The organism is Neptuniibacter sp. QD34_54, from assembly GCF_047778055.1.
Taxonomy (GTDB): domain Bacteria; phylum Pseudomonadota; class Gammaproteobacteria; order Pseudomonadales; family Balneatricaceae; genus Neptuniibacter.
Genome location: NZ_CP180546.1, coordinates 1,927,318 through 1,949,237 on the forward strand (window position 1 = coordinate 1,927,318; position 21,920 = coordinate 1,949,237).

The 21,920-nt window shown below is 46.3% G+C and carries 6 protein-coding genes (1 of these 6 running past the window's edge); 2 read left to right on the forward strand and 4 right to left on the reverse strand.

What is annotated here, in order from left to right:
- Positions 1-16,478, reverse strand: the 5' portion of a protein-coding gene (locus ACMXYP_RS08770; RefSeq protein WP_415884632.1) for a Calx-beta domain-containing protein. It extends 17,968 nt beyond the left edge of the window; only the first 16,478 of its 34,446 coding nucleotides appear in the window; the start codon lies at positions 16,476-16,478; the stop codon falls past the left edge of the window.
- A 708-nt stretch (positions 16,479-17,186) separates the two neighbouring features.
- On the opposite strand from ACMXYP_RS08770, the gene ACMXYP_RS08775 reads away from it, so the two are divergent.
- Entirely contained in the window at positions 17,187-18,605 is a 1,419-nt protein-coding gene (locus ACMXYP_RS08775) for a sigma 54-interacting transcriptional regulator (protein WP_415881258.1), read from the forward strand.
- A gap of 7 nt (positions 18,606-18,612) precedes the next feature.
- On the opposite strand, the gene ACMXYP_RS08780 is transcribed toward ACMXYP_RS08775, so the two are convergent.
- Both ACMXYP_RS08780 and ACMXYP_RS08785 read right to left on the reverse strand, forming a co-directional pair.
- Positions 18,613-19,278, reverse strand: a complete 666-nt coding sequence (locus ACMXYP_RS08780) for an SDR family oxidoreductase (protein WP_415881259.1) — start codon at positions 19,276-19,278, stop codon at positions 18,613-18,615.
- 98 nt (positions 19,279-19,376) lie between these two features.
- Positions 19,377-20,156, reverse strand: coding sequence for a substrate-binding periplasmic protein (locus ACMXYP_RS08785; RefSeq protein ID WP_415881260.1), 780 nt, complete (start codon positions 20,154-20,156; stop codon positions 19,377-19,379).
- A gap of 151 nt (positions 20,157-20,307) precedes the next feature.
- Here ACMXYP_RS08785 and ACMXYP_RS08790 point away from each other — a divergent pair, with 151 nt between their 5' ends.
- Positions 20,308-21,039, forward strand: a complete 732-nt coding sequence (locus tag ACMXYP_RS08790) for a helix-turn-helix domain-containing protein (RefSeq protein ID WP_415881261.1) — start codon at positions 20,308-20,310, stop codon at positions 21,037-21,039.
- A gap of 31 nt (positions 21,040-21,070) precedes the next feature.
- Here the strand turns inward: ACMXYP_RS08790 and ACMXYP_RS08795 are convergent, their stop codons facing one another.
- Positions 21,071-21,763: a hypothetical protein gene (locus ACMXYP_RS08795; RefSeq protein WP_415881262.1), complete on the reverse strand. Its 693-nt coding sequence runs from the start codon at positions 21,761-21,763 to the stop codon at positions 21,071-21,073.
- Between the last annotated feature and the right edge of the window lie 157 nt (positions 21,764-21,920).

Here is a 21,920-nt window from a genome sequence, read left to right on the forward strand (position 1 = left end):
CTTGCACCAGCTCCACTGAATAGACCGAGGGAGATGGCTAAAGCATCTGCCAAAGCAACATTGCTACCGTCGGCTTTAACCAGAACAGTGTTAGCATCATTCACATCGCCATTCATCTCAGCAATGACTGCACCACCAACCCGAGCAGCCAATTCGCCGCCCGCAATAGAAACAGCACCACCCGAAGCTAAATCAGAGTTTGATATTGCATCGTTATCTCCGGTAGCACGAACAGTTAGAGTATTTGCCGTAGTGAGTGATGCCGTTGAGCCGACAGATGCTATGACATCGGCAAACTCTGTAACCTCTGCAACTACACCACTACCGGCACCTGCAAAAGCACCAAAACCTCCGGCCAAGGTATGGGCTTCGGCTAGATTACGACCAACCGCTTCAATAGTGATTGAAGATGAACTTGTTACATCTCCATCTACATCCGCAATAACTGCGCCACCGACCTCAGCGGTAGCCAACATTACAGAAACACCTGCTAATGCACCACCGACAGCACCAAGAGCCGTCGCCGTTGCAAGATTCATATTGCCTTGCAAACGAGCATCTACGACAACTGCACCAGATGTTACCACTGTGGCTGCTGAACCAATTCGAGCTTCTACATCTGCTGTAGAACTTATCTCTGCAATAGCTTTAGCGCCAGCACCACCAAGTAATGAAATATTACCCACGGTTGTCTGAGCATTTGCCCAATTATCACCTAGAGCTTTAACATTCAGTAAAGACGCTGCCCCGCCAATAATGTCGCCACTAAATTCAGCTAAAACACCGCCTCCGACGATCGCCTCTGGAAGCATAACGTTGATCGATAGACCGCCAATACCACCGCCTACCGCGCTGGCTTGTGCCTCATTGCTACCAGTAGCTAAGACGTTGATCGCTGCACCGGGAACGGTAATCTGCGAAGTTGAGCCTACTTTAGCTTGGACATCTGCATCTGATGTGATTTCAGCGAATGCATCCGCACCAGAACCGCTTGCGATACCCACAGAGATCGCCAAAGCATCAGCTTTTGCATAGTTATCACCGGTGGCGATAACATCGACTGCAGTCGCATTGAAGAGATCCCCGTTCAGTTCAGCAATAACTGCGCCTGCAACGGTTGCGCCTAATGCTGAGCCCGAAACGGCAACAGTACCGCCAGAACCTGCATCGGAGTTACTAAGTGCGTCATTATCACCTGTTGCAGTGACTGAAACCGCTCCGGTGGTTGTAATGGATGACGTAGAACCTATTCTGGAGACAACATCTGCTGTATCACTTATTTCTGAAACTGTACCTGTACCGGATGCACCAAAGCCTGCACCGATAGCAACTGCCAATGTATCTGCTTGAGCTAGGTTTCTGCCTGAAGCGGTTACGGTGACAGAATCAGAAGCCAAAACGTCACCATTAAGTTCGGCTTTAACACCTCCTTCGACATAGGCTTCAGCTAGCATGACAGCTAAACCACCCAACTGTCCGCCTGCTCCGCCTAATGCTTTGGCGGTTGCGAGATTGTTGTTACCAATATGATGAGCATCCAACAGAATTTCATCGGCGGTAAGAGTTACATCGGCTCCGATCACGGCTTCAACATCGGCGGTTTCATTGATAATCGCCAATACATCTGCACCAGAACCACCAATACCGACTACAGATAGTGAAAGAACAAGTGCCTCTGCCTCTGCTTTATTGGATGCTGTAGCTACAACATCAATATCACCTGCAATCACAGTAACCTGACCATCCATGCCCGCTAAGGTTCTGCCACCGACTTCTGCAGTTGGTAGTGATACATCAACTGCTAGCACACCGAGAGTAAGTGCTGAACCTAAGGTATCTGATATGGCGGTTCGACTGGCTGTAGCATCAATGACTAGATCGCCACTACCGGTCACAGTAACTGTTGTTGGGTCACCTAATGATAGTTCACCCACTCGAGTGCCGATGAACGCTTCAGTATTGCTTAGCACTTGTGAGGTTGCACTTGTAACACTCACTGCGGCACCAGCGGCATCTAAAGCAATGGTTATGGTTTCAGAAGTAGCAACTTCTGTACTGGCAGCTGTGATAGAGATGTCCGAAGCGGTAACTGAACTGCTCTCTCCGATGTAAGCCAATGTATTACCTTGGATGATCGCTTCGGTGATGGTAACTGCGACAGTTATGCCTGCGCCTAAACCAAAATTAAGAGGCGCTGCTGTAGCGGTAAATGTTGAATTAGCATCAATATTAAGCGGTCCACCGATTAACATTACGTTGGTGCTACCTAATGGAACCGTTCCTGCACGTCCGCCGATATAGGCTTCAGTAGTTCGATCTACAGTGGCCATTACGATTGCACCTGATCCTGCACCACCAAGCGATAGAGCTACTGAAGTGACATCAGGTAAAGCACTGGCAATAGAGTCAGCGGTGATATCCATCGCACTAGCAGTGACGGTCATATCACCATCAGCATAAGCTCGGGTTGCACCACCAACGCTAGCGTTACCGTTTACAACGGAAACTCCGGCTGTTGTTGAAGCTGCTAGACCAAATGAAGTGGCATTGGCTATATGGCTGCTATCGGCATCAATCTGAACCAAATTACCTGCAGCAGTTAAGGTTGAATTCCGAGCGTATGCTTCTACTTCACTATCTATGTCAGTAATTGCAGACGCACCTGCACCCGCGAGGCCTCCGAGGGCGACGGAAACTGAAACAACTGAACTGTTGGCATCAATCTCTTGAGTCGCATCTGAATCGATCAGGATAGTACCAGCACCCAATGCGGTAACAGAGCTATCTTCTACAGCGGCTATCACGGTATTCGTAATGTAGTTCTCAGCCAGTGAAACACCAACGGAGGTACCTAATGCCCCCACCGATACGGCGAACGCAATAACATCGGCCTGAGCGTCGGAGATATCGTTAGCTGAGATAACGACATTACCTGCGGAAGTTATATTCGATCCATTGCTGACTCGTGAACTCACCGTTGAAGTGGATGTATTACGTGCAAAGCCCCCGGCGCCTGCACCTGCAAAACCGATAGAGATTGAAACGGAGACCGCAACAGAGGCTACAAATGCATCCAGATCAGATTCAGATTGAGCAAGTAAGGTGACGGTTCCGGCTTCAGAGGTTACATCTGAGTTATCTATTTCAGCTCGGGTAATGCTGTTATTGGTGTTTTCAGAAGTCGCTGCAGATACCCCGACAGCCACACCTACATAAGAACCGCTAACAGATAGTGTTACTGCTGCGGCATCTGAAGTCACAGACAGATCATCGACAGCGGTAACAATCACATCGCCACCTGCCTCAATGAAATGAGATCCGCTTGCATCCTCAATATAGGATTCGACCAAACCGTCGACGGTATTTTCAGTTACAGCCGCACTAATACCAGCAGCTAAAGAGAAACTACCTGATACAGCGACAGTAACAGAGGCTGCAACACCCAAAACATCTACGCTGGCTTCAGATTCAGCCTCGACAGTTAGAGTTCCTCCGATATCAACCGAAGAGTTTTCGATGCCTGCCCGAACAGTGCCGCTATAGGTATTACTTGCAACAGAGGTAGACAAGCCAACTGATATAGCCACACCACCCGATGCACCCACTGCAACGCTAGCTGCAACAACATCTGTATCAATATTAGTGACATCTTTAGCACGAACCGTTAGATCCCCTGGTGCATCAAAAGTGCTGTTATTGGTAATCAATGATTCTGTAAGATTGGCGGCACTTACCGTCGCAACAGCAACACCAACCGATGCTGAAACAGCTGCACTGCCACTTGCAGATACACCAAGTGCTGCACCGACGGAGAATGTAACTACATCACTATCTGAACGGGCAGACAAAATAGTAGGCGCAGCAGAAGTTAAGTCGACATCAGAGCCAGAAATTATTGACTGAACAGATGTATCGAAATCAACCGTAGAAACCGCAACAGCTCCAGATAGAGCAACGGTTATGTTACCGCTTGCAGCTACGCTCGCTGCTACAGCGACGGTCAAGGTATCTAAGAGTACTCGATCTTCTGCAGTCACGGAGAGCGTGCTCGCATCAATATCACTATCGATGACGCTAGCAGCAATCGTATTACTCATGTTGCTGGTCACTGAAGCACCGCTACCTGCTCCTGATAGAGAGAAGTTGCCGCTTGCAGTAACGGATAAAGCCGCTGAAATACCTTTTGTTGTGACAGTTGCCCTATCTCCTCCTAAGAAAGATTGGGCATTAACGGTGACATTATCCGCATCTATTGTAGAGCCTTGAATTGTGGCTAATAAATCATTGGTTACATTGACGGTTGCTAAGCTCACAGAGATCGATACGTCGATCGCTGCAGTTGATGATGCCGCAACCCCAATGGTGGCAGATACAACCAGCGTATCCACTTCACTAATATCTATTGCTTCAACTAAGACATCATCGGCGGAGGTTATGGTGGATGGGTTTATTACTGCTTCTGTGGTGCCACCAACGTTGGCAACGGATTCTACGACTGCGAAACTTACACCTACCGCTGCTGAAGAACCTGCGGCTAACGAAAGCGTTGCGGCAACAGCTTTGGTTTCTATATCAGTGTCGTTAAATGCCAACACTGAAACTGTATTAGGATCTGTGATCGCTGAACTTCTGATGCTCGCAGAGGTTACCGTGTTCGAATTTAGCGTCGCTAACGTAACCGAGCCAGATACAGTGACTGCAGCTGTGCCACTAGCAGACGCTCCGATCGATGCTGCTACCGCTAAGGTGTCGATAGTGAGTTCATTGGTGGTCATCACTACTACATCAGTCGCATTGTTAATGGTTGCAGTATCAATGGTGGCTTCGACAGTATTGGCTAGCGTATTGGTAACTGCACTACCAGAACCGGACGCCCCTACGCTAACGGTACCACCACCGCCAACCGAAACAGAGGCAGCTACCGCATTGGCATCTACTGAGCCATCTGCAAGCGCTGATACATCAACTGTGCCGTTGGCAGTAATAAGCGATCCATCATCAATTGCAGCTCTTAAGTCTGTATTGATGTCGTTATCCGCAATAGATACCGCAATTGCCGCTGATATTGCAGCACTACCGCCACTGCTAATAGCTAAACCAATTGAGGCAGCAACAACCGTAGAGGTAACAGAAGAGCTATCTTCAGCATGAACGCTTAATCCGTTGGTGCTGGTAACAGAACTGTTGCTGATTCGAGCTGCCACCGTATTGTTCAGAGTATTCAACGACGATGCGCCCGCGCCTGCGCCCGCGCCTGCGCCCGTGATCGCAATATCACCTGCAGCTAAAGACAAGCTAGCTGCCACACCCGTAGACAGAATCGACATCTGCGTATCAGTACCAACTGTTACGCTGCCGCCATTCACTGTTGAGTTGATAATGCCAGATTCTGTTACGCCACTGAGACTATTGGTAGCTAATACAACGGACACACCTAGAGCAAAGGCTGCTGTGCTACCGACTGCGACTGAAGCTGATGCAGAAACCACCTCAGAATCTAGAGATGATGTATCTACCGCATCCACACTAACCGCACCTGTTGCATTTACAGTGCTATTTTCAATGACCGCTCTGGAAATACCGCTATGAATATTGTCTGCCGCTGCACCCGCGCCAGCGACTGTACCTGCCACATCACCCGAAGCACCAACAGTGACAGCAACTGCAACTGTGGTGGCATTCATCTGTAACGATGAGGTGAGATCTATATCAAGAATGCCGCTACTAGTGACATCGGAATTAAGCACTCCTGCAGTCACTGCTGTACCTACATTGTTGATGGCGACAGCGGCTGATGCATCTAAACCAAAGGCGATTGAACCACTGGTTGCGGTAACACCTACACCAATCGATGTGCTAATCGCATCGATCAAACTACTGTTAGTAGCGCTAATTGTGACATTGCTTGCATCAACGACTGCACTGTTTTGGATAACGGCTTCCACAGCGCCATTGACTGTATTAGTAACAACCGCAACAGTGACTGATGCTCCGACAGCGATATTACCGCTGCTGGCATTTACACTTAAACTTGCTGCCAACCCTAATGTTTCAATCGTTCCTGCAGAATCGGCATTGAGTATTAGATCTCCACCAGTTGATAGGCTGCTGTTATCGATTAACGCTCTGGTTTGTGTAGAAATGACATTATCTGCTGTAGCTACAGTGACATTTAAAGTGATGGCACCATCACTACTGCCAGTGACCGAAGCGCTAGCTGCAGCGACATCCGCATAGATCTCTGCGGTATTAGAGACATCAATATTAGAATTGCCGCCAATCGTTGCATCAGCTCCGTTTACTAATCCGGCTTCGATTATATTGCTGATGGTATTCTGGCTACCTGCGCCACTACCCGTACCACTGAGTGAATACGAACCACTAATGGTCACGCTGATGGCTGCTGATACTGCAACAGCGTCAATTGATGTGTTGGATTCAGCATCTATATCCAATGCTGAAGCTGTGAGTATAGCGTTAGAAATTAGGGCTCTGGTTGTATTATTAATTTCATTGTTGGCATTTGTGGCTGTGATATTTAAGCCACCCGAACTGCCAGATCCACTGACAGCGGCATTGATACTCGCTGCAACTATGTCTGCTGTAATAGATGAGTTATCGATAGCTGATAAAACGAGTGGACCAACTAGATCTACAACTGAACCTCCCTCGATCATCGCTTCAACTGTATTCTCTATATCATTGAAAGCTAGAGAAATGTCTGCGGAGAAACTAGCAGATGTACCATTCGATGAAGAACTAATTCCCACCGATGCAGAGACCGCAGTGGCTTCGATACTCGCTTCTGAAAGTGCTGAAACTGTCGCGCCAGAAGAGCTGCTTGTTAGGCTAATATCGTTAATCGCAGCTCGGGCTGTATTGCTTATATCATTATCGGCTACGGCTACACCGATACTGCCAGATACAGAGGTATTATCAGAACTGATCGCCAAACTGAATGAAGCAGCCGCTGCATCAGCAACGATTAATGATTGATCCGTTGCTATCACTGATACTGGGCCAGCCACCGTAATTGTAGCGCCTAAATCAGTTACATCTTCAATTTCTGCAATGGCGCTATTACTGATGGTATTAAAGGTTAAAGCACCGGTAGCAGCCGCACTAATCGCGTTATTATCGCTAGATTGCGTGACAGATAACGCGACACCAAAGGCCAGAGTCTCTATCTCAGAAGCCGTTAAGGCTTCAACGGAAAGTGCGCCACCTGCATTGACTGAAGTCGATGATAGAATTGCCTCTGTAGAAACATCAATTTCATTCACCGCGACCGAAACACCTAAGCCGACCCCGGCCTGAGAGCCGCTACCACTGCCGACGCTGATCGATACGGCTGCTGAACCTGCTGTAGCAGTTACAATGCTTGCATCAGACGCATACATGCTGACATCACCCGTTGCCACGATATTGCTAGGGTTGATGATGGCGCTGATATCACCGGTAATGAAGTTGCCAGAGCCGGAACCTGCCAACGCTAAAGCACTACCGTCATTTGCAAGTGCACCGGCGATACCTAAGGTGAAAGCGTTGACTGTTGATGTGGAGGTTGCAGTAACATTAACGTTGTCACCCGTGGCATTAACGTTACGAAGAGCTGCTGTTGTATCTTTAGTGATAACGTTTTGCGCACCTGCGGCACCCGCTGCCGCTGCACCTAAATCACCGCCGCCTAGTGATAACGCTAAGGCACCTGCACCGGCATCGGCATTGATGTAACTGTTATCAGTAGCGGTAATATTTAGATCACCTGCACTCAACAATGATTGTGCTGCACCAGTGTTTGTAATACTTGCTTCGGTTGAAGCTAAAATGAAATTCCCTGAACCGGAGCCTGCACCAGCTAAGGCATCCGAGTCATTAGCAACTGCTGCGGAACCTGCAATGGTTAATGCCTGAATGCTGGATGAGTTAGTGGCGCTGATATCTACACCACCGGTAGCGCTAACTGGAGTATCTGTAACAGTCGCTCTAATGGTTTGTGTAACATCATTGACCGCTACAGAGGCGCCCACTGCACCAGCTGTACTTCCGCTGTTGTCATAAGCAAAAGTGGCACCACCTGAATCTGCTCTAATATCTGAACTGTCTTCAGCATGCAGAGTTAAATTGCCATCGGTATCTACCGTGCCACTATCAATCTGAGCCAAGAATTCGGTATCAACGACATTAACTGTGACACTGCCTGCACCAGCGAACGTTATATCACTGGAATTGTTGTTATCGCTGTTACCTGATTTGATTGCACCTGCGACTGCAATGGTGACCGTATCAAGGTTGGTAGCACCCGTTGCTGAAAGGGTTACGCCACCGGATTTCGACGTGAGATCATTACTGCCTAACGCCCGTGCCCAAACGCTATTATCGATTACATTGACCGATACTGAGCCTGTGACACCGGCATCGGCACCATTGGTAATCGCTAAACCACCAATGATGTTGGTGACGTTGGTTTCATTAGCACCACGAAGTAATATGCCTTGATTAGCGGCAGCACCGGTATTATCACCATTGATAGTGGCTCCAGTGCCTAATGTGGCATGGGTTTCACCGTCGAGTACTGCAACGCCGACAGACGCTGCGATACCAACATTGGTTCCGCCGTCATTGTCACCGTTCTCATTGCCGCCATTGTCCTGCCCTAATGATCCAGAGGCCGCAATAGCTAAGAGGGTTACATCCTCATAACTGGTTGCGGTCACAGATAACCCATAGGCTGTTTCTGTACCTTGATCGCCATTACTATCAAAGATGCCGTCTCTTACAGAAAGCCCAGCACCTTGGCCTAAAGATGTGACTTCGGCCCCCTCACCGATGACGGCATGGGTGCGATCAATATCGACCAAGACCCCAACCGAGATACCTACTGAAGAGCCACTCATAGATACCCCAAGGGTTCCTGCGTAGCTTTCAATGGCAGTGTGGCTGTTGGCCGCAATCATTGCTGAACCTGTCGCGTTAACAACTACATTGCCTGCTTCAGGTGTTTCAGCATCCGGATCTTTACCTAAAACCGCACGAGTATCAGTCAGATTGACCAAAACATTTAGGCCGCCAGCGCCTGAAGTACTATCACCTGCGCCTAAGTTAGCCGTTAATTGGAATATATCCTCAGTACCATCAGCTTCAACGATTAAATCGCCGCCAGTGGTTATGGATGTAGGTACTAGAGCATTATCGGACGCTTCTATTATCGCTTCAGTAGATTTGGTGATAACCGCTACGCCTAGGCCTATACCCACACCGGTAGCATCTTTACTGCCTGCCAGAGCACCAGCAAATGTTGAAAGTGTTGTATCGTCTGTTGCTCTTACAATCAGGTCGTTGCCGGAGCTCACTACCGCTCCGGCACCAATGCTCGCTTTAGTATTTAATACAAAGACATCGATGGCAGCAGATCCGGCACCTGCATCGCCACCAGAACCGATTGCAGCACCGGCAACTAATGTGGTGACATCAATGCCGGTTTCGTTAAGCACTGGGACAATGATTTCTAGAGGGCTGACAGACGCATCTGCGATGACTGACAGATCTCCAGCAGAATCTATAGAAGTACCATCGCCAACGGTTGCAAGAGTGGCATTTTCAACAACATTAACCCCGATCGCAGCACCAACACTGGTACCCTCATCGGATAAGGTTAGTGCGCCACCACCTGCTATATTCTGTAAACCGATATCTTGTCTTGCTTCAACGCTTAGATCGGTACCAGTCGTTGTAAGGCTCGCACCATCAGCGAGCGTAGCGCTAGTGTTGCTGATAATGACATTAACGCCTACAGAACCTGCCACGGCAGTATTATCATTCTCGCCTTTCTGAGTAGAACCGCTACCGGCCAGTGAGAGCAGTTTAAAGTCGTTACTTTCACCGTTTGGAGTGCCCGCCTCAATGCTGACAGATGCTGCGGTGATATCACTATTGCCGATAGAAGCATGAGTATCTAACAATCCGACATTTACAGTTACGGCAGCGCCTACTGTGGTTTTAGCATCATCAGCAAAAGCTGTGGCGATGGCTTGTGTATCTGCATCAGCATCGCTGGTTGCTTTGACGGTGAGATCACCACTGGCATCGATAACCACGCCATCGCTAATAGAGGCATTAACTTCAGGGGCAATGACAGTAGCGCCAATCGCTGCAGCTACACGTACAGTACCGCCTCGTGTTTGTTGTGATGCATCTTCACCCGTACCACCTTGACCACCCGGATTAGCGGTTTGTGATTCAGCGGTGGTATTTGCTCCTTCAACCTGGTCACCTGCTGTAGGTGCAGAAACCGAAGTGCCGGCCCGACTATTGGCATAATCGGTTTGATTACTTGTTTCCTCATCTGAGGTATTACCGCCGTCTTCTTCAGACTTCGATCCTTCTGAGCTGGCTTTAGCCACGGTTGTCGCATCAATTTCTGATAGCGCTACCACTGAAACATTACCAACACCGGTGTTGACGCTTCTTGCAAGTAAAGCATCGGTATTGTCTTCTACCCAGCCCATCGCAAAGGAGATGCCTACGCCGGTTTCACCGCCATCGGTTTCCGCGTCAGCTTCTGTTTTTTGAGCCTCTAATGTGGATGCGGAGATACTGAGATCACCTGCGACATTAAGAGCGTCGCCGTTGGAATCAATCTGAGCCGATGTATCGTTGTTTGCTACACCTATAGCTACAGCGCCACCAAAAGCTATTCCATCGGAACCGGTTGCTTTAGAACCTGCTTTAGCGAGAGTCACCATGGTGTGATCACCCTCAGCAGAAACAGATAAATTGTCTGACTGGCTAATGTCGCCGCCTAATATACCGGCATCGGTATCATGTGCGCTGACATTCACAGCAACGGATAAGCCGCCACCGCTGCCACCTGAGGTAGCGTCTCCAGGTAGTGCACGCGCTTCATTGCTAGTACTAGATTCAGCTTTAACGGTGACATCGCCAGTTGCAGTAATGTCTGAACCATCACCTAGGGTTGCTGAAGTTGAGCCGCTGGCCTCATTTATCGCTACGGAACCGGCAACACCAATATCTCCACCACTCGCACCAGAGTTAGCTCGTGCTGATGAGGAGTGAGTTGATTCTGTAATTTGGTGAGAGCTGCCCGTACCTATACTAGTTAATTCTACGGCCTCACCTTTGAGAGCATTTTCTTTGGAATCGGCAAGTTTGAGTCGGCCATTGCCTTCGATAATGGCATAGTAAGTATTGCCATTAGTTAACCCGCCAATATCGGTACCGCCACCATTGCTGTAGACAATCTCATCACCTGTATTAAGGCCTAACGTGTCTTCTAAATGAATTTCGAAACGTTTTTCGTCTGGGTCGAAGTCAAGGTTATCTTTACCATCGCGCTCTAAACTATGATTATCCCCGCTTCCCAAGGATGTTAGATCAATTGCTGTACCGGCATTTGCGTCCACTTCAGAAGGAGCCAGTTTAACTTTGCCATCACCTACATCGATTACATAATACTTAGTCGTGCCACCATCATCTGTTAAGCCACCTAAGCTGATATCTCCGCCATTGCTATAGGTAACTTCATCCCCAGTCTCTAAATCATCGATATCCCCTACATAGATAGTGTTTGCATCAACATCAACACTGATAGGCTCTTTAGGGGTGATATCGACATCGCGATCGGCCATCTCTGCAGTGACATTAACATTAGAAGCAGTAACATCGGCATACTCGATTAAAGAACTATTACTGATATCTGAAGTGCTGAGCGCGACAGCGACACCTACGCTAGTACCACCTTCATTTGTGGTAGCGCTACCATCGGCTTCCGATAATGAATCGGCATTCGCTGAACTGTTTACGTTGATATCGCCAGCTACGTTTATTGTGATTGGATCTAAAGAAGTGCCACCAACATAAGCGGAAGTTTGTGAATCACTAATATTGACCGAAATAGCTGCTGCAACGCTGATGGTACCTTCAGAGGTAGATGCATCGGGGCTATCGTTATCACCGGTGCCTTCATCACTATTGCTGTCTGCAAAGCTGCGTTGTGAGGCAACCTGATCATTAACGCCGTTATCATCCCCGCTATTTTCTACGCCATCATCCTGTTCAGCACCGCTAGAGCTGGCTTTGGCTGTCGTTCTTGAGGCATTGTTACCTCGTGCCATCAACATCATCGCCCCGCCTGCTGTCAGATCCCTAGCGATCATAACGGCAGTACTATCATTGGCTGATACTAAGGCTAAAGAAGCACCGATTGCTGCATCAGAACCTTCAACGTCACCTTCTGCGTCAGCTGTGGTTCTGCTGGTTTGTTCGGCATTAAGGGTTAGACCTCCACTGAGATCAATTAATGATCCGGCTTGGATATTTGCATCGGTATCATTGAAAGCTATGTTAAGCGCGACAACGGGAGTAATCGCTACACCACCTGCCGCACCTGCACGAGCAATAACCCATTGTTCATAAGTACCATCAGCATCGAGTGTTAGATCAGATGCGCCTGTAATACTGGCATCTAGAGCAAGTTCAGATAAGGTATCGTTATCACTGACATTCAAGGCGACTGATGCACCAATACCTACGCTTTCACCACCTGTATTTTCTAATGGCAGCGCCATAGCGGAATGCTCAGTGACTGATTCACTATTAAGACTGACAGCACTGTTATTCAGCATCGTAACGCTGCTATCCGCAGCGATTAAGGCGGAAGTCGTTACATCGACAAGGTTAATTGCTAACGAGCCTGCAACACCTACATCACCACCACTCGCACCAGATGTAGAACGTGCTGTTGTACGATGAATCGATTCGGTTAACCTGTGATTATCTCCAATACCAGATCCAGTCACCTCAATCGCATTACCTGCAAAAGCATCTTCACGCGATTCAGCTAGCTGAATCTCATCACCAATTATCAGGTAATAGGTTTTACCGTCTGATAGCCCGGTGATATCACTACCACCGCCATTGTGATAAGTAACTTCATCACCGGTAACATAGCCCTGTGGTGCTTCAAATTTGAGCTCGTATTGAGGGTTGAAGGTGATATCTTCTTCACCCGCGCGTTCGAATGTGTGCTCGGTGCCACCACCTAATGAGGTTAAGTCTATAGCAGTGCCATTATTGGCATCGGTCTCATTTAGGGCTAGCTTGTATTTACCATCACCGGCATCGATCAGATAGTAAGTAGTGCCATCAGTTAGCCCGCCAATTGCGCTGCCGTCATCGTCTTGCTGATAAGTAACTTCATCAGCGGTTTCTAAACCTTCTACGCCTTCGAGCAATATTGTGTCTGCTGCCAGATCGACCACAGTGCTAGAACTAATATCGCTGCTGCGTTCTGACATCAAAGCATTTACTGTCAGTCCATCAGCACTGACAGTGGCTCCGGTATCAAGGATAGAACCATCACCAACCGATGATAAATTTAGGGTGTCTGATTTATTGATTGCAACGGCAGCACCAACACTTACACCACCATCTGTAGATGTCGCACTTGCATCAGCTATAGCGGCAGAGTCACTGTTAGCACGTGAAGTTACCGTTAAGGCGCCAGTTGATGAAACGACTGCACCATCGGCTATCAAAGCGGAGTAATTGGCTTCACCTAAATTGATTGAAATTGCAGCTGCAACACTGACACTGCCATCTGATGTAGAGGCATCAGGTGTTTCTGAACTGTTAGTTGAACCAGAGTCGGTTCTACTGTCAGCTTGGGTATTTGCAAAACCGAGTTGCTGAGCGTTTTGATCATCCACACCATCAGGATTGGAACCATCGTCCTCTTCAGCTCCAGCAGCACTGGCTTCAGCATGAGTTCTGGAAGCTGTTGCACCTTGTGCTAGTAGCATTACCTGTCCGCCGGAGGAGATAACATCACGCAAGATTTGTGCTTGAACGTCTTCTTCAGCAATGGTCAGCGCTAAAGATGCACCAAGGCCAACCGAATCACCTTTGGTATCCCCTGCTGCATGGGTACTTGTCACGCTGGTATGATCAGCGGTTAAAGAGAGGTCGCCGGCTAGATTTAGTGTATTGCTACCTGCTGAAATCTCAGCGATCGTCGAGTTACGTGCAATTGAGATTGCAACCACAGGAGTGAGTGCTGTACCACCTGCTGCACCGCCAACCGCTTTTGTATCCATAAAGTAGGAGCCAGTAGCATTAACGTCAATCGCTGCTACATTGCTCAACATCGCATCTTCTACCGCTGCTCGGGTAACAATGTCTGAGATGTTTACTGCGACAGATGCACCTAGACCAGTACCTTCACCACTGTTGCTATCACCATCATCGGTGTCATTACTATCGCCGTCGCCTTCAACATCAGCCTTGGCAAGTGCGTTAGATTTAACGGCTGAGAGCGCATTCAACGATAGATCGGTTGATCCCAGATCTAGTGTTGCACCCGATTCAACCGTAGCTTCGACTCTCGCTGTCACAGCATTAACGGCTAATGATCCTGCGACGCCAAGATTCCCGCCACCAGAGCCTGACTCAGCTTCAGCTTCAAAGCTATTATCGGCATCTAGAGTTGCACTCACTTCAATTGCATCGGCAGAATAGCTACCTGCACCATCTAGATAAGCAAGGCTATCAACGGTTGCGATATTTAAAGCAACGGCAATGCCTACACCTGGTGCAGCAGCCCCCGTATTAGAGCCATCAGCTGTTGCCGTTACGGTGTCATTTGACGTTGCCTGAACATCGATGTTTGCATCAGTAAGGCTGGTATCTGTGGTGATACTACCACTCGTTTCTATGTAAGCGGCGGTTAGATTATCAACCAGTGTTAAAGCTAAGGCGCCAGCAAAATCGACATCACCCTCTGCTGTACTTGCTCTATCGGAATTATCACCGTCGTTGTTAGGATCTTGCAGCGCGCTTTCAGTCTGGTTGCCGCCGCTGGTATTTTCTTCTGAACCACCTTGAGTTGAAGTTGCTTTAGTGTGCACTTGATTGGTGGTTGTCGCGCTAACGTTAACTTTTTCTGCTGTGCTTCCGAGTATTGAAGAGCTGCCGTCTATGTAAGCCTTAGTCTCAGTAAAAACTAAACCCATCGCTAAAGTGGCACCGGAATCACCTAGCGATCCATCAGTTTCACTGTTTACATCGATATCCGTGCTGGCAAGAATATCGACATCACCACTGATATTTAGGGTACTAGCGCCAGAAACATGCGCTTTAGCACTTGAATCTACAACAACAAGAGAAATTGCCGCATCTGCTTCGCTATCGTTATCCCCTGCAGTCGCAGCATCAGTTTGGTCGCTACTTACTGCGGTGGTCGCTTCAACCATCAAACTATTGGCTGTGATTGCTGTATCAAGAATATTAACTTCTGCACGTGCTCGGGCATAAACACCAACACCATCAATACCTGCGCCTAATAGATCTGCAGGTACAGCATTTACAGGCGAAGAAGCTTGGGCACGAAGAACAACAGCAGAGCCACTAACTACGGCTGATGAAAGGTCTATTTTTGCGTTAGGGTCTGAAAAATATAAACCGCTAAGGTCGATAGGAAGCTCAATATCTTCAACTGCATCTAATGGGCCTGTAAATTCATCGTACAGATCCCCTACCGTTTCGATCGTACCTTCATCAGATGCGGTTGCTGTAAGCGTAATATCCCCTGCAGTAAGCGAACCTGTAACAATAATCTCTTCGGCATCTACGGTTAAATCTACACTGCCAAGATCGAGATTAGTTAACGTAATAGTATCGTTACCATCGCCACCATTGATGGTTAATGAATTGAGTGGTGCAAGGAACGTTGTATCCTCAAACGTAGTACCTGATAAGGTATATTCACCTGGAGCTAAACCATCACTTAACTGGGCATCGTAATCATCCCCAGCAGTCAGATCGAATATGACATCTGATAAGGTGCCAGTAGCCGTAATCGGTTCTAAGCCTACGTAAGTGATCAGGTTATCATCTAGAGCTACCGTACCTGAATCTGGCCCTGTCGGTGTGAATACGACATTTTCGTAGTCCCCCCCTTCAATCACTAAGCTATCGAACCCTCCATCACCGCCATCAATAACGCCGCTTAAGCTACCGTCAGGCAAAAAGGTGAAGGTATCTTCGTTATCAGCTGAACCTGTAAGATTTTCGACATTACTGAACTGAAGATTGCCATTTAACGTACCAGTATTAGATCCGGTAATTTGCCAATCACTGTCAGCAGTTGGACCAACAAGCACATCAGTACCTGCTCCACCTTCAAAGGTAATTACAATTCCAGGTGCTGCAGCTTGGTCAAAATCGATACTCAGACGATCATCTAGGTCAGAACCGCTAATAACGACATCGCCGACTTCACTTAATAGGCGTTCAGCGAGTAAAACCGGTGTATCTCCAGAGGTGTCGAAAAGCTGTAAAATCGGTGGTGTAGCAAGTTCTTCAAATAGCTTGAGGGACAGATCACTTGCTGTATCCGGATCTGCGACAAATGATAGTGGGTCAGCTGATAATAACAAACGTGGCTCAACTGGCTCACACATGATTCGACCTACCACTTTAGAGGTAGGATTTTGGATAAAATGAGGCCGTTTTGTTTTGTCCCGCATAGGAGACTGATGGCGGAATAATCTACCACAGAATGCACTGCATCTGTCTTTCCAACTCCGTCTGTTCCCCTGCGTTGATCTTGCACTTTGGCCCGCGAACGGAAAAGCCATTTTCAACTCTCCATAATGTTAGGAAAGATCCATGATTGGACTGACCCTATATATGGCAAGATCTATACCACCGCTTTTAAATCAGATGCTTACAGCCTCTTGATGTCATTTATCCCATTAAATTCGGGATATAGGCATATAGATATGGGATAGATTGTTGCAAGAACGAACAATAATGAGACCTGCTAAATACAACTTATTGTTTTTAAAGGATATATAGACAAACAAGATGTGTCCCAAAAATGGGAATTCTGAGTTTATATAGATCAAGTTAAACAGCTAATGCCTACCTATTTTTTGAATGATCGGCACTCAATTTGTGAAGCTAAATGGTGTTTTTCTTGGTGATTAATTGACAGGCTCCTGTTTGCCATCAATGCTTACTTGTGGAAGGAAATAATCGAGCAAATATCGTCAAATACTACAGAGATCTTCTGTGGTTTCAGAGCTTATTGGGTTTGAGTTTGCCTCAGTTGTTTTAGCTTTAGTGCTCGCTTGATCACAAGGAAGATAAGACACGGGACGAACCTTATGGAAAAACAACTCGAATGTGATGCTTATACTGCCTCCACAGCCACCGCGCCTTTAGAAAAAACTTCTCACGATGGCAGTCATATTCTCTATTTCAGGCCAAGAGGAGAAGATAAGCATGATCTGCCTGAACTAGAAAATGTTCGCATTCTAAATAACCATGTCCTGGCTGCGACAGATGCTCAAAGCGCCAAACAAATGATGGCATCAAAACGTTTTCAACTAGGGATCGCAGCCTGTCATTTCCTCGATGATAAGGTACTGGAAGAACTCAAAGAGATATTTAGCTATGACGAAAATATTCTCTGGATCCTTCTATTACCTAAGCCATTTATAGACAACCCACAAATAACCTCACTAATTAGTCATTATTGTTTTGATTACCATACCTATCCGGTTGAAATTGAAAGGCTGGGCATCATTCTTGGCCATGCGCTAGGTATGACTAAATTAAGAAACAAAGCGCTAACGTCTGCCTACAAAAAGCACAATCAGTGTCTGATTGGAGAAAGCCCTGTCTTTAAAGAGATTCTTTTAAAATGCTCTAAAGCAGCTAGAGTTGAAGCACCCGCCTTACTCATAGGTGAAAGCGGTACAGGTAAAGAGCTTTTTGCTAAGTACATCCACGAACATTCAAACCGAAACGACAAACCCTTTATTGCCGTCAACTGTGCTGCCCTGCCTGCCACTCTTATACAGTCAGAACTTTTCGGGCATGAGAAAGGTGCTTTTACAGGGGCTGATTCAAGGCGCATAGGCCGTTTTGAAGAAGCGCACGATAGCACCATATTCTTAGATGAAATTGGTGATTTGCCTTTAGACATGCAAGTTATTTTATTGCGTTTTCTAGAGACTAAAACGATTGAACGTCTAGGAAGCACCAAAACAATCCATGCAGACGCTCGAGTAATTGCAGCTACCCATGTAAATCTTGAAGAAGCCGTTAGAGATGGGCGATTTCGAGAAGACTTATATTATCGCCTCAATGTCCTACCACTCGATGTACCTAATCTACAGTCCAGAGGTTCTGAAGATATCAAACTGATCGCAGAATACTATTTGGATCGATACACCAAAGATAACGACCTCAAGAAAAAGAAATTTAGTTCATGTGCACTGCAATTAATGGCTCAAAACCACTGGTCAGGTAACATCCGTGAACTAATAAATCGGGTATGTAATGCTGCAATAATGTCTGACAGCATGATTATTACGGCCAAAGATATGGGGCTAGATAGAAGAGAAGATGAACGCCGTCTCATGCCATTAGAAGAAGCTAAAAGTAGAGCTGAAAAAGCTGCAATTCTTAATGCATTAAGGCACGCTAACAATAACGTGACCGTTGCTGCATCTATATTAGAGACTTCACGTTCATCTTTATATCGGTTACTCGAAAAGCACCAGATATTAAATAACTAGGTTTTACTTACCAAGGTAAGACTTCACCGTTTGAATGCCAGAATGTGCCTGTGTTGTCGATATTAAGCTCATCAATACGCTGAGACAGTCTTTCCGCAGCCTGATCTGGTGTTATATCGCCTACTCCACCAATCATTTCTGTTCCGACTAGTCCAGGGTGCAAGATCGCAACGGCTACACCTCTTGGTTCCAGATCGCGTGCTAAGGACATACCCGCGATATTCAGAGCGGCTTTCGACATACGGTAACCATATCGACCGCCACTGGTATTATCACTGATAGATCCCATGCGACTTGTAATTAGCGCTACTTTTGCTGAATTTGATAAATTATCTAGCAACGTCTCCGTTACCAATAAAGGCGCTAATGCATTTGTTTCAAATTGATCGCGAATGGTTTCGACATTCAAATTGCCAAGAATCTCATTACGTAAAATACCGGCATTGTTAATCAGCAGATCAATTTTGATGCCCGTTAAAGCCGTTTTTAACTTCTCTAATCCATCATTCTTTGCAACATCAACTTCATCAATGACTTCAACACCTAGCTGTTTCAGCTCAGGAGAACAGGTACGGCACGCAGCAAAAACCTTATACCCCTTGGATTGGTATAACGCGGCGAAAGACAAACCTATACCGCGGCTAGCACCTGTAATTAAGACTGTTTTTGACATAAAAGAACCCTAAGAATAGATGTTGTATTACATGAAGTTAGCATCATGTAAGTAACTTTGGAGAATAATCTACAACAGAATAATGAAGGATGTATACGTTATTCTCTGGGGTATAAATACTGACTTGCCAATCGATCGTATTCACCGTCTTTTTTTAACTGGTCTAATGCACTCTGCCATTCAGCGATCTCCTCATCAGGAGTCTGTTTTGAAAAAGCGATATAACCTTCACTTCGATATAAAACGATTGGCGTCTTTTTGATGATCTTTTCCGAAACACCGCTGGTTTTGAAAACATTCGATACCTCGTGCAGTGAAACAGGCGTGTAATCGACCCGCCCTTCAGCAAGCAGTCTAAAACAGCTGTTGTAGCTATTAGCAACTAAGATCAACACAGGAGTCTCAGCTTTTAGGATTTTCTCGTGCCTACTGCCCCGAAGCACACAAACTCTGACCTCTTCTGTAAATTCTAGATAAGAAGTAAGTTGCTTGGGGTATCGGGTATTTTTAAAGAACTGAACACTATCTGATTGTAATGGACCAACCCACTTAAACTGGTTCTCGCGTTCTTCATTTCGGCTTATATTGAAGATTGCATAGTTAGGTCCCTGTTTTACGAGATCAACACCTCTTAAAAAAGGTACTTCAACAGGCTCGAAACGTAGCTTTCTAACGTCAGACATTGCTCTAACTAATTCAAGGTTAAATGCTCGACGACCTGCGTGCTCGATACCTCTAATTTCACCTGAGTAATCTTTAAATACTGACTTTTTGAGGTTGTGTGTTAAAAACTGAATGTTGTTTCTAGCATAATCAGAATCTGCATACAGGTAGTTACAAGCAACGCAAAATAAGCCTAAGGCCCACCCTAATCTCATTAAACCACCCCGATTTTCAAATCTAATACGCGTGATACTTAATAGTTTAGACAAGAGTTAATGTTTAAGAGCCGTAATAACCAATTGATTATCGTGAATATATAAAGCGCTTCGGTTAAGATCGCTGTGAGCATAACTTAAGGAATAAATTATGGCGCAAGTTGGACCACTGATAGATACACTCAAACGAGAACTTAAAGCTCAAGGTAAAACATACCTAGATGTCGCCGAAACTCTTGATTTAAGTGAAGCGTCTGTAAAGCGACTTTTTGCTGAAAAGAATTTTACCCTTACTCGGCTAGAAGCTATCTGCGACATTCTTAATATCGAGCTATCTGAGCTTGTACAGAAGATGAGTAAAGATCAGTGCCAACTGACTCAATTAACCAGAGACCAAGAAAAAGAGATCGCGAATGATCTGATTTTGCTATTGATAACAGTCAGCGTGATCAGTGGAATGACGTTCTCTGACATCCTTAATGCTTATGACATTCCAGAAACAGAATGCATTCAAAAACTAGCTAAGCTAGATCGCCTTAAGATTATCGATCTACTGCCCGGGAACCGCGTAAAGCTTTTAGTTGCCCCTAATTTCCATTGGCTACCTAATGGCCCAATTCAGCAGTTTTTCCAAGAAAAGGTCGAGCAAGACTTCTTTAGCTCACGTTTTGATAAAGCCAACGAAAAACTGATCGTGACTAATGCCATCCTGACCGATAGTTCCAACGCACGTCTGCAAAAAAAGATGGAGCGACTCGCTGCAGAATTTAACGAACTAATGCAGGAAGACCACTCTGCCCCTCAACAGAAAAAAAGTGGTACGACCATGGTGCTAGCCATCCGCCAATGGCAATACTCGCTATTTAAAAAGATCTCTAAATAGTAATAGTCTTGCTTGGTATTTGCCTACCAAGTTAAACCAAAGCACTGCCTTCACTGGTTACCGTTAGCTTCCCTTCTTCTGAGAAAGAGAGCTCAACTGACGGGTACTGTCGATTATCACCCAGCAGATAACTGTATTTGTCGATAATGGCTTCTATCTCTGCTTGTGAATTAACATTATCCATCTCTTGTCGGAATGGCTCCAGCTCTTTGAAAGCCGTGAGGTGTGATGCTAAAGCATTAACAGTGCTTAGCTCTTTAGCGATAGCTGGTTCTTCTTTCAGGGCTTGTTTAAGCTCATCGGCATAAGGGTAATCAGCTGGCAAAACGATCTGCCCTTTACCGTCATAATTGATCGATTTAGGTGCTTCTGGAATGTTGTGGCGGGACAAGAAATCTGGGAACACTTTTGAAAGGTGTTTCTGTAACGCGCTAACGTTCTGCTCATTTGGCAGCAACAAGCCCTCAATATCGAAAATATCTCCTTCATGGGCTGGCTTCGCTTGGAAGTAAGTGTCTAAATCGTACTCTTTATCACCTTTTGCAGTGCTAAGAGTATAAACAGACTCAGATTCGCTTAGCTGTTTTGCTTCTTCCGTTAAGAACACTGTATTGCCGCTGACAGAGGCTGATCGGCTAGAGTTTGCCAAAGCGGCACTTTGTCCGGAGTCATTCGGATTTGTGCCTATTAAGCTAGAAGACTGATAACTACTGGAGATATACATATTTAACTGCGCCTATGTTAATCCATTAAAACAAGGAATCTATTTCAGATTTATTTGTCAGCAATCTTCAGGCCAGTTCATAAAACAGCTTGGTATTATATTTTGATACTTATAGCTGTTTAATTTAAAACCTATTTGAATTTCATTTTAACAATCG

What these genes read in the sequence shown, in the direction of transcription:
- ACMXYP_RS08775 (WP_415881258.1), top strand. Translation starts at nt 17,187, where the DNA reads ATGGAAAAACAACTCGAATGTGATGCTTATACTGCCTCCACAGCCACC.
- ACMXYP_RS08780 (WP_415881259.1), bottom strand. Translation starts at nt 19,278, where the DNA reads ATGTCAAAAACAGTCTTAATTACAGGTGCTAGCCGCGGTATAGGTTTG.
- ACMXYP_RS08785 (WP_415881260.1), bottom strand. Translation starts at nt 20,156, where the DNA reads ATGAGATTAGGGTGGGCCTTAGGCTTATTTTGCGTTGCTTGTAACTAC.
- ACMXYP_RS08790 (WP_415881261.1), top strand. Translation starts at nt 20,308, where the DNA reads ATGGCGCAAGTTGGACCACTGATAGATACACTCAAACGAGAACTTAAA.
- ACMXYP_RS08795 (WP_415881262.1), bottom strand. Translation starts at nt 21,763, where the DNA reads ATGTATATCTCCAGTAGTTATCAGTCTTCTAGCTTAATAGGCACAAAT.